At 70.4% G+C, this 15,728-nt stretch carries 14 protein-coding genes; 7 read left to right on the top strand and 7 right to left on the bottom strand.

Going from position 1 to position 15,728, the window contains the following annotated elements; translation table 11 throughout:
- Window positions 1-124: 124 nt before the first annotated feature.
- The 3 genes from M8H82_RS19000 to M8H82_RS19010 all read right to left on the bottom strand — a co-directional run bounded on the left by M8H82_RS19000 (window position 125) and on the right by M8H82_RS19010 (window position 2,559).
- Complete coding sequence (locus M8H82_RS19000) at window positions 125-967, bottom strand: class I SAM-dependent methyltransferase (RefSeq protein WP_250075606.1); 843 nt, start codon at window positions 965-967, stop codon at window positions 125-127.
- Window positions 968-1,363: 396 nt separating this feature from the next.
- On the bottom strand, window positions 1,364-1,990 hold the full coding sequence (locus M8H82_RS19005; RefSeq protein ID WP_250075609.1) for a hypothetical protein: 627 nt from the start codon (window positions 1,988-1,990) through the stop codon (window positions 1,364-1,366).
- A gap of 161 nt (window positions 1,991-2,151) precedes the next feature.
- Window positions 2,152-2,559 (bottom strand): hypothetical protein, encoded by a 408-nt coding sequence (locus M8H82_RS19010; protein WP_250075611.1) that lies wholly within the window; start codon window positions 2,557-2,559, stop codon window positions 2,152-2,154.
- Window positions 2,560-2,927: 368 nt separating this feature from the next.
- On the opposite strand from M8H82_RS19010, the gene M8H82_RS19015 reads away from it, so the two are divergent.
- Window positions 2,928-3,395, top strand: a complete 468-nt coding sequence (locus tag M8H82_RS19015) for a hypothetical protein (RefSeq protein WP_250075613.1) — start codon at window positions 2,928-2,930, stop codon at window positions 3,393-3,395.
- Here the strand turns inward: M8H82_RS19015 and M8H82_RS19020 are convergent.
- From M8H82_RS19020 to M8H82_RS19030, 3 genes are all read right to left on the bottom strand, one after another.
- Window positions 3,377-4,594, bottom strand: a complete 1,218-nt coding sequence (locus tag M8H82_RS19020) for an MFS transporter (RefSeq protein WP_250075615.1) — start codon at window positions 4,592-4,594, stop codon at window positions 3,377-3,379. The two genes, M8H82_RS19015 and M8H82_RS19020, sit on opposite strands and share 19 nt — an antisense overlap.
- 290 nt (window positions 4,595-4,884) lie before the next feature.
- Window positions 4,885-5,370 (bottom strand): hypothetical protein, encoded by a 486-nt coding sequence (locus M8H82_RS19025; RefSeq protein WP_250075617.1) that lies wholly within the window; start codon window positions 5,368-5,370, stop codon window positions 4,885-4,887.
- A 125-nt stretch (window positions 5,371-5,495) separates the two neighbouring features.
- Window positions 5,496-5,699, bottom strand: a complete 204-nt coding sequence (locus tag M8H82_RS19030; protein ID WP_250075620.1) for a DNA-binding protein — start codon at window positions 5,697-5,699, stop codon at window positions 5,496-5,498.
- 213 nt (window positions 5,700-5,912) lie between these two features.
- Between M8H82_RS19030 and M8H82_RS19035 the strand changes: the two genes are divergently transcribed.
- From M8H82_RS19035 to M8H82_RS19060, 6 genes are all read left to right on the top strand, one after another.
- Complete coding sequence (locus M8H82_RS19035) at window positions 5,913-6,806, top strand: hypothetical protein (RefSeq protein WP_250075622.1); 894 nt, start codon at window positions 5,913-5,915, stop codon at window positions 6,804-6,806.
- Between the two features lie 198 nt (window positions 6,807-7,004).
- Window positions 7,005-8,090, top strand: a complete 1,086-nt coding sequence (locus tag M8H82_RS19040) for a UDP-glucuronic acid decarboxylase family protein (RefSeq protein ID WP_250075624.1) — start codon at window positions 7,005-7,007, stop codon at window positions 8,088-8,090.
- Window positions 8,091-8,235: 145 nt separating this feature from the next.
- Window positions 8,236-10,125 (top strand): glycosyltransferase family 2 protein, encoded by a 1,890-nt coding sequence (locus M8H82_RS19045; RefSeq protein WP_250075626.1) that lies wholly within the window; start codon window positions 8,236-8,238, stop codon window positions 10,123-10,125.
- A gap of 35 nt (window positions 10,126-10,160) precedes the next feature.
- Window positions 10,161-11,183, top strand: a complete 1,023-nt coding sequence (galE, locus tag M8H82_RS19050) for a UDP-glucose 4-epimerase GalE (protein WP_250075628.1) — start codon at window positions 10,161-10,163, stop codon at window positions 11,181-11,183.
- A 44-nt stretch (window positions 11,184-11,227) separates the two neighbouring features.
- Entirely contained in the window at window positions 11,228-12,649 is a 1,422-nt protein-coding gene (locus tag M8H82_RS19055; protein WP_250075630.1) for a UDP-glucose/GDP-mannose dehydrogenase family protein, read from the top strand.
- Between the two features lie 251 nt (window positions 12,650-12,900).
- Entirely contained in the window at window positions 12,901-14,463 is a 1,563-nt protein-coding gene (locus M8H82_RS19060) for a right-handed parallel beta-helix repeat-containing protein (RefSeq protein ID WP_250075632.1), read from the top strand.
- A gap of 58 nt (window positions 14,464-14,521) precedes the next feature.
- Here the strand turns inward: M8H82_RS19060 and M8H82_RS19065 are convergent, their stop codons facing one another.
- Window positions 14,522-15,634, bottom strand: coding sequence for an LLM class flavin-dependent oxidoreductase (locus tag M8H82_RS19065; RefSeq protein WP_250075635.1), 1,113 nt, complete (start codon window positions 15,632-15,634; stop codon window positions 14,522-14,524).
- Between the last annotated feature and the right edge of the window lie 94 nt (window positions 15,635-15,728).

The following is a 15,728-nucleotide window of genomic DNA, read 5'->3' on the forward strand; positions in this document are numbered from 1 at the left end:
CGTCGGCCAGAAGCACCGTGCCCGTGCGGACAGGTACGGATCCCAGGACTGGTGCCTGGTGCGTCTCAGCTCAGGCTGGCAGCGACTGCGCCGTCCTCACCCTCCTCACCGCCCAGCTGGAGTGTCACGCGGCGTCCGTTCCACTCCTGCGGGCAGTGAGCAGCAGGTACTCCCACTCCATGGCCCCGTCCTGCAGCGCGCCGCTCGCCAGCTTGGTGAGGGCGGCGTCCAGGGCGGCGGTCCGCTCGGGGTCGTCGGCCAGGTTCCGGTAGACCGCGATGGTCGGCCCGTAGGCGGCCTTGAAGAATTCGAGGAACTCCTCCGGTTCCCGGAACATGTCCACCCGGACCGTCCGGCGGCGCCCCTCGACGTCGGTGACGCGGTTGCCGAGCAGCGCGCGCACGTGCTCCTCCTTCCCCCACAGGGGCGGCGGCTGCGCGCCGGGGGGCGGCGGCGGGGCGAACGGCTTCAGAGTGGCGAACATCTGCCCGATGAACCCCTCCGGGGTCCAGTTGAGCAACCCGATAGTGCCTCCGGGACGGCAGACCCGCACCAGTTCGTCGGCGGCGGCCTGGTGGTGCGGGGCGAACATGACCCCGACGCAGGACATCACCGTGTCGAAGGTGGCGTCCTCGAACGGCAGCGCCTCGGCGTCCGCCTCCTGCCAGGTCAGCGTGGCGCCGCGAGCCTCGGCCTCCTGCTGGCCCACGGCCAGCAACTCGGGCGTGAGGTCGGAGGCGAGCACGTCCCCGCCGGCCAGCGCGGCCGGGATCGAGGCGTTCCCGGATCCGGCGGCGACGTCCAGTACCCGGTCGCCAGCCTTGACCTCACAGGCTTCCACCAGCGCCGGCCCGAGGGCCGCCACGACCTGCCGGGCCACCGCCGGGTAATCACCGAGCGCCCACATGGTCCGGTGCTTCGCCTTGAGCGCGCGGTCTGCCTCGCGCTCATCCGCTGTGTCCGTCATGCCACTTGCCTCCCTCGTCCCCCGTGGTGCCGATGGCTGTCCTGCTTGGAGCCTAGAAGCTGGGGCCACCCGCGTCGGCGAACGCCGTGCCGCCGGCCGGGTGCAATCCACGTCAACGCCAGCACCGCCGGGGCGTCCCCAGCCGAAGACCGGGGCGGGTCCCGCTGCGGCGAGCCGCAAACAGTCTTGTCCACTTCGAGTTCATCGACAATGGGCAGTCGCCAGGCGCACCGAGCGGATCGCCGACGGTCGTATTCGTGGTCGCGGCGGCCACTGCCGCCTCACCATGGTGCCGTCCGACGACATGACCCTGGGCCTGCACGCGCTCATCCTGCACACCGAGAAGTACGCCGTTGGACCAGGCGGGCCGCTTCCCGCACCATGATGGTCCCCGGCTCAGCCCTCGAGCGCGGCAGACGGAACGTCCCCGTTCTGAGCCTGCCGGGCTCGCTCGGCGAGCACCGCCGCAAGGTCCCGGACTTGGTCCTCGTCGATGCCGCCCTTGTTCGCGGAAGCCGTTTCGGTCCACAGCAGCGTCGTGCCGACCCGGGCCTGGGTGACGGCGCCGGGCTCGCCGTTGTAACCGGCCGAACCGAATCGGGCGTCGCGCTCCTCACCGATCGGGCCGAGGCCGAACGTCTTGGCCCTCTGTCCCGCTCTCTTGCCGTAGTAGCCGTCCCAGAGCACGTCGTACGCCTTCCGGGCGGCCTGTTCGCTGTCGTAGGCGATGATCAGAAAGCTGACGGTGGCGGCGTCGCCGTCGTGCCGGAAGGTCGAGGCGCCGTAGAAGCGGGAGTCCTCGCAGCCCGCGTTGTCCTTGATGGGGCAGGCCTGGGAACGGTAGAGCTTGTCCATCTCGACGGCCGTGGGCCGCGCGGATTCCTTCCATCCCGTCATGGCCTCGCCATCGGGCAACGTCTGCCGAACCTGTCCCTTCGTGAGCGCCACGGCCTTGCCGTTCCCGCTGCCGCTCTCGCCGTCGCCGCCGCAGCCGGTCAGCAGTAGTGCCGCCGCGATCGCCACGCACCACCGGTAGTCCCTCATGGTCATGCCACCGCCCCCTCGGGCGGTGATCTTACGCAGGCCGTCTTCGCGTACCAGGCGCCGCTCAGGGACCGAGACCGTCGGCCGCCGACAGGTTGGGGTGCAACCTCGCATCTGGCCGCCGTCCGTCCGGGGGTCGGTCACGTGACAATGAGCAGAACAATCCACATGACGGCGGCGAGAAACGGAAGCGCATAGGCGATCAGCGGCATGGCGCTGGGACCGGGGATGCGGCTTGCTGCATACGTTTCTGCGTAGTCCGTCAGACGCTCGGCCGTGCGCCGTTGAATGGCACGGTTGTAGCAGTGATATCGGTGTCCCGCGTATGCCCAGACGACGGTGAGAGCGAGCCCGAAGCCGGCCAGGACTCGTGCTGCCGCGTGCGTGGTGCCCGATGTGGCAGTGCTGCTGTAGGCCACCGCGAGGAGAGACTGCGCGACGAGGAACAGGTTGCCGCGCTGGAAGAGCATGGTGTCCGTGTGCAGGTGGTGCTCCCACAGGCGGGCGTCTGCGTCTCGCCGCTGTTCGTCGTTCTCTGGCGTCGTCATGCGGCAGGCCTGCCCGTGGCTTCAGGGGAATAGTCGACTCCGGCGATGCGCACAGCAGTCCCTGTCGGGGTGACTTGCCAACGGAGCGCTGTCGTCGCCACGTAGTGCGGTTGCGACCGCGGCGACGTCCATGTCCGCGCTGCCGCACGAGGTCGCGTCGGCATGGTTCCCTGTCTGCCGCAAGGTCGTGCGACCAGGGGCTTTCCTCCGGCCGTCGGCACGCATGGGCGGTGCATGACGGTGCGGCGGCGGTGCGTCGAGGTTCGCGGGGACGGCTGTTCGCTGCGCCGTTCGAGTGGTGCCATCAGGTCCGCGGTCGTAGCGTCGTAACCGGGACATCCGGCGGCGAGCGGCAGCGGGGAACGGCCATGCACATGCGCGCACTCACCATGACGGTCACGCTCTTGGCGCTGGCCGCCTTCACCACCGCGGCGGGCGTACCGGCCGCAAGCCAGACGGCCCCAGAGCCTTCCTCACGGAGCGCTCAGCAGCCCGCAGATCGTCCCGTCCTCGTCGACTGCTCCTGGCGCGCCGAAGTACGCCCCTCCGACTTCATCCTTGCCTGCGGTGACGGCAACAGTCGCCTGGCCTCACTGCGCTGGTCCCGGTGGGACGCGGGCGCGGCGCAGGCCAAGGGCGTGAACTGGGTCAACGACTGCAAGCCGTACTGCGCCGCGGGCCGCTTCCAGGCCTATCCGGTGACCGTACGGCTCGACCGTGCGGAGCCCTGGAAGAAGCGGCCCCAGCTCTCGCACTACTCGCGCATCACGCTCGTCTACACGGACAGCCGACCGGAACGGGTCGCACCGACCGTGTCCTATCCGCTCTGGGACTGAGCAGCAGCGACCTGGTCGGTCTGCGTGCCCGACGATGTGATCACCTCGGAGCCTCGGTCACCCCGGTCCATGCGGCCTCCCATGAACGCCAGCCCGAGCCCGGCCGTGCCCAGGGCCGCGCCGACCAGGACGGGTGAGGCCCAGCCCCAGCCCGCGGAGATGGCGAGGCCACCGAGCCAGGCGCCGCCCGCGTTGGCCAGGTTGAAGGCGGAGTGGTTGGAGGCCGCCGCCATGGTCGGGGCGTTCTTCGCCTTGGCCATCAGCAGGACCTGCACGGGGGTGGTGATGAGGGCGCCCATCGCCCCGATGAAGGTGATCGTGATCAGGGCGGGCACGGTGCTGTGCACGGTGAAGTAGAACACCACCAGTGCCGAGGTGAGCAGCGCGAGCCCCGCGTACAGCGTCGGGCGCAGGGCGCGGTCCGTGAGCGGGCCTGCGGCCAGGGTGCCGAGCGTCATGCCGACGCCGTAGAGGGCGAGGACGAGCGTGGTCGAGGAGTCGGAGAAGCCCGTCAGGTTCGTCAGCATGGGGACCAGGTAGCTGTAGACGGCGAAGAAGCCGCCGAAGCCCACGACTGCCGTGGCGAGGCCGATGAACACCTGCCGGTTGCCCATGGCGCGCAGTTCGTGCCGGATGCCCGCGTGCTCCCCGCGCGGTTGGTGGGGCACGAATGCGGCCAGCGCGGCAAGGGCGACGAGGCCGATGACGGCGACCGCGACGTAGGCGAACCGCCAGCCGAACTGCTGCCCGAGAGCCGTACCGGCCGGGACACCGACGATGTTGGCGATGGTCAGTCCGAGGAACATTCTCGACACCGCGCGTGCGGCCCGGTCGGGGGCGACCAAGCGGGAGGCGACGACCGCGCCGACGCCGAAGAGCGCTCCGTGGGGCAGACCGGCCAGGAAACGTGCAGCGAAGAGCAGGCCGAAGTCGGGAGCGAGCGCGGACGCGACGTTGCCGATGACGAACAGGCCGGACAGGAGGAGCAGCAGCCGCTTGTGGGGTATGCGCGCGCCGATGCCGGTCAGCACCGGGGCACCGACGACGACACCCAGCGCATAGGCGGAGACGACGTTGCCGGCCTGCGGCACGGACACGTCGACCCCGTCGGCAATCTGGGGCAGCAGTCCCATCGTGACGAACTCGGTCGTGCCGATGCCGAAAGCGACAACAGCCAGGGCCAGGAGAGCCAGTGGCATGGCGCAGGAGAACCTTTCGGAGCGGGTGGTGCGAGGAGGAAAGAGGGAGTGGGTGCGGCCGCGACGGTGCGGCTCCTCGGGGACAGTCGTGCCGTGCTTCGTTGCCCGGCGCTCCCTGGGCATGGAAAGCCCGTAACGGGTGCAGCAGCCGTGCGGAGTCAGACATTCCAAGATCTCGCCGCGCTCTTCGTGATCCATGCCACATAGCTGCGACAGCGAGCTGCACGGGTGGGCGGCCGCTGGCCAGGGTTTGGCGCTGCGCCTCCCGGGCCCCACTGCGGCCGTCTGGCTCAAGCGGGCCTGCGAGAGCCGATCCCACCGGAGTCGGCGTCGGCCTCCGGCATCGCCCCGCCGCTGGAGATCCGCGTCAGATCGGCCGCCAGGGACTCCAGCCACTCCAGAACGGCGTAGTACCGGCGCGGCGCGCCCACCGGTTCGGCGCCGAACTCGGCCGACACCGGATCGATGCGCGGTACGGGCGTGGACGGCGGGTCCCCGCCGGGGTCCAGAGCCGCGGAGACCAGCAGCATCCGGCCGGCCATCCGTTCACCGAGCGCGTCCACCGCCCGGGCAGCCGTAGGGGGCAGCGCGGTGGCGGGCGGAGCGAGCAGCCGCTCGGAGCCCCACAGCGCGTGGTGGCCGGCGATGAGCGCCGCCTGCCAGTCCGACGCCGGGCCGCTCCGCCGGGGGCCCAGGGAAGATGCGGGCTCGCTCTGGAACTGCGCGTAGGCGGACTCGGCAAGGACGACAGCGTGCAGCAGACAGGACCGGCACATGCGGCGCCGTCGGTTACTACGCGGCCGGAGCGCGGCGGAACACTCGGCCGGCTGCCTCAGCCGGCCGGACCGACAGACTGTTCCAGCCTGGACTCCTGGCCCGCAGCAGACAGGACCCGCACATGTCAGCGCAGGCTGAGGCCACGCTCCTCCAGGGCGTCACGCAGCACGCGCAAAGCCTTCGGGCCCACGCCGTGCAGGACCTTCAGCTCCGCCTCGGACGCACCGGCGAGTTGGCTGAGTTTGGTGTAACCCGCGGCAGCGAGCGCGCGAGTCGCCGGCGCTCCCATGCCGCGAGGAAGCCCGGAGTCTGGGTCGGTAGATTTCATGGGGCGATGGTGACACGCAGTCGTCGTCCCTGTCCGAGGCAAAGCGATCAGCCCCGTGCCGTATCGCCCTGCTGTGCTCGATACACGCCGGGGTGGTTCACCTCGGGCGCCTGGGCTTGCCATCGACTTGCAGGGGAGGCATCTGGCTATGTGCGTGATCGCGGCCCAGGCGATCAGACCGTCTGAATGCGGGAAGAGCCGTTTCCAGGGACCTTGGACCTGTTCCGTCCTGGAAAGGGAGGCACCGTCGACAACTGCGCCGGCACGTCGATGGGCGTGTACACGGGACACGGCGCCCAGGCGGTGGCTGCCGTGGTGCGCCACGAGGAGTTGCTGGGCCGGCCGATGGCGGTCGGCACCGACTATCTGCCGCACGGAGGCTGGACGGACTTCGATCCGGCGACCACGTGCGCGTGGCAGCTCCGTCCGTGGCGAAAGTGGCGCGAGGAGCGTCCGGGGTCGTCGTTCGTGTTCGGTGTGCCGCTTCTCGTCGACGGCTGGGAGGGGCAGTTCGCGCGGGGCGCTGCGGGCGCGTTCGATGCCGCGTACGCGCGGGCGGCTTCGGCGCTGGTGAACGCGGGGCACGGCGACGCGATCATCCGGTTGGGCTGGGAGCCCAACAACCGGGTCATCGGCCCGTGGCAGGCGGCCGACGGCCCTTCCGGCTACGCGGCGTTGCTCCGCCGGGCCGTCGCCGTGTTCCATGCGACGCCCGGAGCCTGGTTCATGTTCGAGCTGTTGCCTTCGTTCGCGCGCGGGGCAAGCGCAAGGTGTGCGCCGAGTGGGGCCTGTACCGCCGCGGCGACCCATTCACAGGCGGTGGCACAGCGCGTATTACGTCGAGAGAATGGCCGACTGCTTCGCCTGGGGCGAGGTGGCGTACCAGTCGTATTTCGACCACGACTGGGGTGGCGGAAGCCGCGCCGAATTCCCGGCAGGCCGTGCCGCGTATGTGCGACGGTTTCGTCGGCGGGCCAGCCGCGATCGAACTGGTGCATCCGGCACGGCCGTGCGAAGTTCGAACAGACTCGCCGAGACCCCGTCCGTCAGGTATCCCCCACTCGCGTGAGGTGGAGGCATGTGCCGTTCGAACGCAGAGCCCCCTGAAGCGGGGGTTTCCGCATGTTCGATTTATCGCGACCCATCCACCGAATAGACCCTAAGAGGGAGGTCCTCCACAAAAAAGCTTATGTATGCCCATACTCTCCTCCTATGTACGGAATTAACTCGGCGCCGGTGAGCAGCGATACGAACACCTGCGCGTGAGGTGCGATTCCGTCCCCTTCCCCCTTTCTGGAGAGTGACATGCGCGTTGTCGTCACCGGTGGCGGCGGTTTCCTGGGGTCTCATCTGTGCGAGGCACTGCTGCGACGCGGCGATGCGGTGGTGTGCCTGGACGATTTCTCCACCGGCGTTATGGAGAACGTCACACACCTGCTGTCCGACCCGGCCTTCGAGTTGCAACGTGTGGACGTGAGTGAGGGCATCGACGTGGCCGGCCGGGTCGACGCCGTCGCCCACCTGGCCTCCCCGGCCTCCCCGCCCGACTATCTGCGCCGCCCGCTGGAGACGCTCGCGGTCGGCAGCCGCGGAACGGAGAACGCCCTGCGCCTGGCGCTCCGTCACGGCGCCCGCTTCGTCCTCGCGTCGACCAGCGAGATCTACGGCGACCCGCTGGTCCACCCGCAGGAGGAGACGTACTGGGGCAACGTCAACTCCATCGGCCCGCGCAGCGTCTACGACGAAGCGAAGCGATTCGCGGAGGCGGTGTCGGCCGCCTACCGCCGGACCCACGGGCTCGACGTGGGGATCGCGCGGATCTTCAACACCTACGGGCCGCGGATGAGGCCGCACGACGGGCGCGTGGTGTCCAGCTTCATCACCCAGGCCCTGACCGGCGAGCCGATCACCATCTACGGCGACGGCGGCCAGACGCGCAGCTTCTGCTACGTCGACGACCTGACACGCGGCCTCCTCGCGCTCCTGGACTCGTCCGAGATGGGCCCGTTCAACCTCGGCAACCCGATCGAGCGCACCGTCTGCGAACTCGCCGAGACGGTGCTCACCCTGACCGGTTCGGCATCCGAGGTGAACCACCATCCGCTGCCGGTGGACGATCCGGTCCGCCGGCGCCCGGTCATCACCCGGGCACGCCAGGTGCTGGGCTGGACGCCCGAGATCGACCTCGCTGACGGCCTGCGCCGCACCATCGCCTACTTCAGCGCCCACCCCGACCGGCTCGGCGTCGCCGCCGCGGCGATCCGCGGCGGCCAGGACGAGACGACGGTCCTGCCGGCCTCGGTGTCGGTCGCTCCCCAGGCCATCCCCGCCCCGGCCGCCGTAAGCACGCCGTCCGCGACAGCCTCCGAACCGGCCGCCGCGAACGGCTGACCGGCCCCGCCCGCACGACGGCCCGCGATCGCCGGCGGCCGAACCGGTGCCCGGTCACAGCACCGGTCGCTGTTCGCGGCCCCGGCGCCCCTCCCCACCCCGCACGCCACAGACCCCTGTCGCACCGCCTGGAGATCTGTCTGCCATGACGTCGTTGGAGCAAGGGCCCGTCCTGGGGGCCGGCACCAAGAAGGAAACCCCGCTCTCCCGCCCGGCCCCCGGTGCGCCGGAGGAATGGGCGGCCCTCGGCCACGAGATCCGCGCCCTGTCGCAGGGCGCGGTGGCCTCCATCGGCCCCGACGGCCCCGTCCTCGCACGTGTCTCCCGCAGGCTGACCCACCGCCCCTCCTGTTTCGTACGGGCGTTCTCACGCGCGGACCGTTTTCTGGTTCTGCTGTTGTCGGCCGGCTGGGCGGCCTGCCTGGTCTGGTTCTGGGTGTGGTGGCTGCAGCCGACGCACCGCCTCGGCTGGCCGGGCATGATCGTCAACAGCGCGCTGCTGCTCTATCTGACGTACCTGCCGGTGCACTTCCTCGTCGCACTGATCCGCATGCGGCGCTTCGATCCGCAGGTAGCAGTCCCCGAGCTGCGCACCGCGTTCGTCGTCACGCGCGCCCCCTCCGAGGGCTGGGACATCGCCCGCACCACGCTTGAGGCGATGCTCGACCAGGACTTCCCGCACGGTTACCACGTCTGGCTGTGCGACGAGGACCCCACGCCGCAGATCCTCGACTGGTGCCGGGCTCGCGGCGTCGGTGTCTCCTGCCGACGCGGCCACCCCGACTACCACCGCGCCGACTGGCCACGGCGCACCCGGTGCAAGGAAGGCAACCTCGCCTACTTCTACGACCACTGGGGATACGCGCACTACGACGTGGTCGCCCAACTCGACTGCGACCATGTCCCCGGGCGCCGTTACCTCGCCGAAGTGGTGCGGCCCTTCGCCGACCCGGCGGTCGGGTATGTCGCGGCTCCCAGTGTCTGCGACTCCAACGCCGACGGTTCCTGGGCGGCTCGGGGCCGGCTGCAGCGCGAGGCCATGTTCCACGGCCCCGTGCAGCTCGGCCACTCCGCCGGCCTCGCTCCGGTCTGCATCGGCTCGCACTACGCGGTGCGCACTACGGCGCTGCGCGACATCGGCGGTCTCGGGCCTGAGCTCGCCGAGGACTTCTCGACCACCTTCCTGCTCACCTCGGCCGGCTGGCAGGGCGTGTTCGCGATCGACGCGGACGCCCACGGCGAAGGACCCCTCACCTTCAACGCCATGGTCACCCAGGAGTTCCAGTGGTCACGCAGCCTGACCGTGATGCTCCTGGGCATGCTGCCGCGGCATCTGGGCCGGATGCCCCTGAAACTGCGCATCCGCTTCGGCGCGGCACTGCTGTACTACCCGCTGCTCGCCACGGCCACCGTGCTGGGCATCCTGCTGCCGTCCGTCGCAGCGATCACTGGAACCCCGTGGATCGACGTCAACTATGCGGAGTTCCTTGCGCACTTCTGGAGCATGTCGGTGTGGCTGATCCTGCTGACGCTCCTGTGCCGCCGCCGCGGCCTGACGCGCCCCAAGGACGCCCCGATCCTCAGCTGGGAGATCTGGCTCTTCGGTCTCTCCCGCTGGCCGTACGTGGCCTGGGGCGTGCTGGCCGCAGTGAAGCAGAGGATCCGGCCCCGCCAGATCACGTTCAAGGTCACGCCGAAGAAGCGCATCGGCCTGGAGCACCTTCCGCTGCGGACCGTCGTCCCCTATCTGCTGATCACCCTGTTCCTGTCCTGTGCAGCCATCGTCGGTGAGTTCACCGGTCCTGCCGTCGGCTATGTGTTCCTGTGCATCCTCGGCTCGGTCTCGTACGCCGCGGTGACCCTCGCGATCAGTGTGCTCCACATCAAGGAGACGGCACGTGCCGCAGGCGTCCCTGCCTCGCGAGCCCTGCACACCGCCGCGCTCCCGATCACCGCCGGCGTGCTGTGCCTGCTCCCCCTGACCCTGGCCACCGGCGTCTTCCCCACCTACCTCACCGGCTTCTACGCCTGGTGAGGGCCTTCGCGACCGAAGAAGAAACGAGGTCCCCCATGGCCCGGACCATCCTGGTGACCGGCGGTGCCGGCTTCATCGGCAGCCACACCTGCGTGGAACTCCTCCGCGCCGGCGACGAGGTCGTCGTGCTCGACGACCACTCCAACAGCTCCCCCGAGGCCCTCGAACGCATCGCGAAGATCGCGGGCCGCCCGATCGCCGCGGCCCACGTCGCCGACGTGCGCGACAGACGAGCCCTGGACGCCGTCTTCACGAGCCACCCGATCGACGCAGTGATCCACTTCGCCGCGAAGAAAGCCGTGGGCGAGTCCGTGCGCATCCCCCTGGCCTACTACGACATCAACGTCGGCGGCACCACGGCCCTGATCTCCGCCATGCACGCGCACGGGGTGCACCGGCTCGTGTTCTCCTCCTCCTGCTCCGTCTACGGTGACGCCACGACCGTCCCGCTGACCGAGGAGTCCCCGGCCGCGCCGACGAATCCGTACGCGAACACCAAGTTGACCTGCGAGCGGATCCTCTCCGACCTGTGCCGGCACGTACCGGAACTGCGGGTGCTGGCCCTGCGCTACTTCAACCCCGCCGGCGCCCACCCCACGGGCCTGCTCGGCGAGGACCCACGCGGAGTGCCGAACAACATCATGCCGTTCCTCACCCAGATCGCCGTGGGCCGCCGCGACGGCCTCAACGTCTTCGGGGACGACTACCCGACGCCCGACGGCACCGGCATCCGCGACTACATCCACGTCGTCGACGTCGCAGAGGGGCACCGCACGGCCCTCGACCACATCGACGACGAACCCGGCATGCGGGTCTTCAACCTCGGCACCGGGCGCGGCGCCTCCGTCCTGGAACTCGTGCGCGCCTTCGAGGCGGCCTCCGGCCGCCCTATCCCCTACCGCGTCACCGCCCGCCGGGCCGGCGATGTCGCCGAGCTTGTCGCCGACCCGGCGAAGGTCACGGCGGCCTGGGGCTGGACCGCACAGCGGGACCTGGCCGCGATCTGCCGCGACGCCTGGAACTTCCAGCAGCACAACCCCTACGGCTACACCCCCTGACCACATCCCCCCCAATCCGCCTTTGCGTGAAAGGAGTTCCCCGCATGCGGTTGACCGTCATCGGTACGGGCTACCTCGGAGCTGTGCACGCCGCGTGCATGGCCGCCATCGGACACGACGTCCTCGGTGTCGACGTCGACAAGGAGAAGATCACCGCCCTCTCCGAGGGCAGACCCCCCTTCTACGAGCCAGGCCTGGAGGAGGTCCTGACCCAGGGACTCGCCTCCGGCAACCTGCGCTTCACCACCCGCCTGACCGACGCGGCCGCGCACGGAGAGGTCCACTTCATCTGCGTGGGCACCCCGCAACAGGCCGGTTCCCGAGCGGCCGACCTGCGCTACGTCGACAGAGTCATCGACGGCCTCGTGCCGCACCTGCGCTCCTCCTGCCTGGTCGTCGGCAAATCCACGGTCCCGGTGGGCACCACGGAGCGCCTGACCGAACGCGTCGCGGGCCTGGCACCCGCAGGGGTGCGGGCCGAGATCGCATGGAACCCCGAGTTCCTGCGCGAGGGGTACGCCGTCGAGGACACCCTGCGGCCGGACCGGATCGTCACCGGCGTGAACAGCCCGCAGGCGGACGAGACCCTCCGCCGCGTGTACGCCCCGATGCTGGAAGCGGGCATCCCCTACATCAGCACCGACCCGAACACCGCCGAACTGGTCAAGGTCGCGGCCAACTCCTTCCTCGCCACGAAGATCTCCTTCATTAACGCCATGGCCGAGGTCTGCGACGCCGCCGGCGCGGACGTCGTCACACTCGCCGACGCCATCGGACACGACGCCCGGATCGGACGCCGGTTCCTCAACGCCGGCGTGGGCTTCGGCGGCGGATGCCTGCCCAAGGACATCCGGGCGTTCGCCGCTCGCGCCCAGGAACTGGGGGCCGGCCCTGCCGTGGCGTTCCTCGACCAGGTGGACGAGATCAACGCACGTCAACGGACCCGGACCGTCGCACTCGCCCGCCGGATGGCCGGGGGCGACCTCACCGGCCGCCGCGTCGCCGTCCTGGGCGCGACCTTCAAGCCGGACAGCGACGACGTACGCGACTCTCCCGCGCTGGCCGTCGCGACAGCGCTGCGCCAGGAGGGCGCCGACGTCCGGGTCCACGACCCCGAAGGCACCGCGAACGCCGCTCTGGCCCACCCGGAGCTGTACTGCGACACGGACCTGCTGACGGCCTGCAAGGACGCGGAGCTCGTGCTGCACCTCACCGAATGGGCCCAGTACCGTGAGCTGGACCCGGTCAAGCTGTCGCGGGTGGTCCGCGTCCCCGTCCTCATCGACGGCCGCAACGCACTTGCGCATGACGACTGGCGGGCCGCCGGCTGGACCGTCAAGGCGCTGGGGCGTTCCGCTCCCAGCCCGCGGCGGACTGCCGTAGCCGTGGAGCCGCCACCGTCCCAGCTCGTCCCGGCCCCCGGTCCGCAGAGCACGAGCACCGCGCCGTCGGCCCTCATGGCGTAACCGTCGCCCCGGGCGCGCACTTCGGCGTTTCGGCACCACTTTTTTCTCATTCTGTTGTGTTGTGTCCGTGTTGGGCACAGGGACGTCCCGAAGGGGTGCGCGTGAACGCGGTGAAGCGGAGCCGGACGAATCTGGCCGGCATCGGTATCTCGGCCACAGTGCTTCTGCTGCTGGCAGGGTGTGAGGTACCGGGCGCACCGGCGGTCTACCGGCCGGCGCGCCCGGCCGGCGGCGGCCCATACACCTTCTACGTGAGCCCGGACGGCGACAACAAGAACGACGGCATGTCACCGCAGAAGCCCTGGCGGACCCTTGACCACGCCAACAGCGCGCGCCTGCACCCCGGCGACCGCCTCAGACTGCGTGGCGGGGAACGGTTCCGCGGCAGCCTCACCTTGGAAAAGGGGGAAGCAGGCAGCCCCACCCGACCCGTCGTGATCGACTCGTACGGCGACGGCCGGGCTACGATCACCCCGCGCGGCACGTCCGGCATCACGGTCCACAACACCGCCGGCGTGGAGATCAGGAACATCGCGCTGGTCGGTGACCGCAAGGCGCTTCGCGAAGGAGCAGGGATCGCCCTGCGCAACAGCCTTCCCGGCACCCGACGCCTGGAGCACGTCTCCATCACGCAGGTGGACGTGAGGGGATTTCAGAACGGGATCAGCGTCGGCGCGGACAAGGATGCCGTCGCCGGCTTCAGCAACGTACGGATCGCGGACACCTCCGTGCACCACAACCTCGAGGCCGGACTCGTCTTCTACGGCCCCGAGTTCGACGCCGCCCGCCCCGCCTACGCCAACACCGGGCTGCGGATCGAGCGGGTCAAGGCGTACTCCAACACCGGTGACCCCCGCAACAACCGGCGCAACACCGGCAGCGGGATCGCACTGGGCAGCGTCAAGAACGCCAAGGTGACGCACTCGGAGGCCCACGACAACGGCACACGATCCGCCACCGACGCCGACGAGGGACCCGAGGGCATCTGGACGTACGACTCCACCCGGGTGGTACTGGAGCGCAACAGGTCCTACCGCAACCGAACCGGCTCACGGGTCGACGGCGGCGGGTTCGGCCTCGACAACAACGTGTCCTCCTCCGTCGTGCAGTACAACCTCGCGTACAACAACGACGGACCGGGATTCCTCGTCTACTCCGGCAGGCCGACCGGCGCCCACAGGGACAACGTGGTCCGCTTCAACATCAGCGTCGACGACGCACGCAGGCTGCCCGAGTACGGAGGCATCGTCGCCTACGGCATCCGTCTGACGGACCTGTCCATCTACCACAACACGGTGGTGATGCGCACCGATGGCCTTGCCTCCGCCGCTGCGATGGGACAACGTCCCCCGGCGCTGAGACTGCGCGACGGCATGCGCGGCGTGCGCGTCCACAGCAACATCTTCGCCACCGACAGCGGCCCTCTGGTCGACACCCAGTCGCCCTACGGTCCAAGCGTCCTCACCCTGCAGGGCAACAACTACCACAGCACGCGCAGCTGGTCGCTGAGGTGGGGAGCCGAGCGCTTCACGACCCTGGACGCGTGGCGGACCGCTACCGGCCAAGAAGGCCTGAACGGAGTTGCGACCGGATCGAGCCACAACCCGTGCCTGCGGGCACTGGATCCCCCCGGCACCGGCCGGATCGGCACAGAAGATCTGGTACCGCGCTGCCCAAGGGCGACGCCCACCGGCCCCGGCCCCCGGGCACTGGACACCGACCCGGGCCCAGTGGACTACCTCGGCAGGCCACTCCCGGCGATCCTGACGCCGGGCGCCCTACAGCCTCCCACCCCTGAGCGACCGGGCAGGTAGGCGACTTCCGCGGCCGCGCCTGCCGGCCGTACGCACGGCGCGCCTTCTCCATGCGGCCTCACCAGCCCCGCCTGGCGTGCGGGATGCGGCGAGACCGGGACGGGATGTATCCGGCGCGGAGGCGGGCGATCAGGTCCCGACGCAGGTCGCGGTCCTGATCCGTCTCGACCGGCATGTCGAGCTGGACGATGCCGACCCCCGCCGCGCGCAGCAACTCGATGCGGGCCGCGACGGCCGCGGGCGAGCCGACAAAGGCCGCGGCCAGGTTCCGGTCGACGTACGCGGACAGCTGGCGGGTGCCGTCCGAGTCACCTGCCCGGCCCCGCTCCCGGTCGCGGTCGAGCTGGACCGAGCCGAGCCAGTGTTCCGCTCGGGGGCCAGAGGCCAGGCGTACCGCGTCGTGCCGGATTCGGCGGGCGCGTGCTTCGGCGTCCTCGTCGGTGGGCGCGGTGACGACGGTGACGTGGCGCCAGAAGCGAAGGCTTCTGCCGTGTTCCGCGGCCGCTGCGCGCGCCCGTGCAATGTGCCACCGGGTGGCGGTGAGCGGCAACGTGGGGAGGGCATACACCTCGGCGTGGCGCGCGGCGAGGTCGACGCCGGCCGAGGACGAACCGCCGAAGGAGAGCAGTTCGGCGCGCGGACGGGCGAACAGGCCCGAGCGGGCACCACGCACGGAGTAGAACTCGCCGTCGTGGTCGAATTCCTGATGCTCTGTCAGCGAGCGGCGGAAGATCTCCAGGTACTCCCCCGCCCTGCGGTACCTGGTCTCCTTGTCCAGCAGGTCGCCGTCGCGTGCGACGTCGGCGTCGCTGGAGCCGACGATGAGATGAGCGGCGGCCCGGCCCCCGGACAACCGGTCGAGCGTGGCCAGCGCCCGGGCGGCGACCGTGGGCGAGGTGGTGCCGACCCGGTGGGCCACGGCGACGCGCAGCCGCTGGGTGGCCGCCAGCGCCCAGCCCGCCACCAGCCACGGGTCGGGCCAGGAGCTCGACTGCACCACCAGGGCGCTGTCCAGGCCGTCTTGCTCGTTCTCCCGGGCCGTGCGCGCGATGTGCTCCGGGTCCGCGTCACGGTCACGGGGGTCGGGGGCGAAGCGCAGGGCCTGTCGTTCCTCGGGGGTGTCGCCTGCCACGGGCGCGGCGCGGACACCGCCTCGCAGGTCGAGCTCCATCCGGTACCTCCAGGGGCGGACGTCAAAGGGGGGAGCCGCCGCCTGTCGTGGCGGCTCCCCGTGCCGGCGGACATCGGGAGGGTCCGGTGACCGG

The sequence above is a fragment of the Streptomyces sp. YS415 genome (genome assembly GCF_023544665.1).
GTDB lineage: Bacteria > Actinomycetota > Actinomycetes > Streptomycetales > Streptomycetaceae > Streptomyces.

Excerpts from the sequence above, each read along its gene's own strand:
- M8H82_RS19000 (WP_250075606.1), bottom strand. The coding sequence starts at position 967 with ATGACGGACACAGCGGATGAGCGCGAGGCAGACCGCGCGCTCAAGGCG.
- M8H82_RS19010 (WP_250075611.1), bottom strand. The coding sequence starts at position 2,559 with ATGACGACGCCAGAGAACGACGAACAGCGGCGAGACGCAGACGCCCGC.
- M8H82_RS19015 (WP_250075613.1), top strand. The coding sequence starts at position 2,928 with ATGCACATGCGCGCACTCACCATGACGGTCACGCTCTTGGCGCTGGCC.
- M8H82_RS19020 (WP_250075615.1), bottom strand. The coding sequence starts at position 4,594 with ATGCCACTGGCTCTCCTGGCCCTGGCTGTTGTCGCTTTCGGCATCGGC.
- M8H82_RS19025 (WP_250075617.1), bottom strand. The coding sequence starts at position 5,370 with ATGTGCCGGTCCTGTCTGCTGCACGCTGTCGTCCTTGCCGAGTCCGCC.
- M8H82_RS19030 (WP_250075620.1), bottom strand. The coding sequence starts at position 5,699 with ATGAAATCTACCGACCCAGACTCCGGGCTTCCTCGCGGCATGGGAGCG.
- M8H82_RS19040 (WP_250075624.1), top strand. The coding sequence starts at position 7,005 with ATGCGCGTTGTCGTCACCGGTGGCGGCGGTTTCCTGGGGTCTCATCTG.
- M8H82_RS19045 (WP_250075626.1), top strand. The coding sequence starts at position 8,236 with ATGACGTCGTTGGAGCAAGGGCCCGTCCTGGGGGCCGGCACCAAGAAG.
- galE (WP_250075628.1), top strand. The coding sequence starts at position 10,161 with ATGGCCCGGACCATCCTGGTGACCGGCGGTGCCGGCTTCATCGGCAGC.
- M8H82_RS19055 (WP_250075630.1), top strand. The coding sequence starts at position 11,228 with ATGCGGTTGACCGTCATCGGTACGGGCTACCTCGGAGCTGTGCACGCC.
- M8H82_RS19065 (WP_250075635.1), bottom strand. The coding sequence starts at position 15,634 with ATGGAGCTCGACCTGCGAGGCGGTGTCCGCGCCGCGCCCGTGGCAGGC.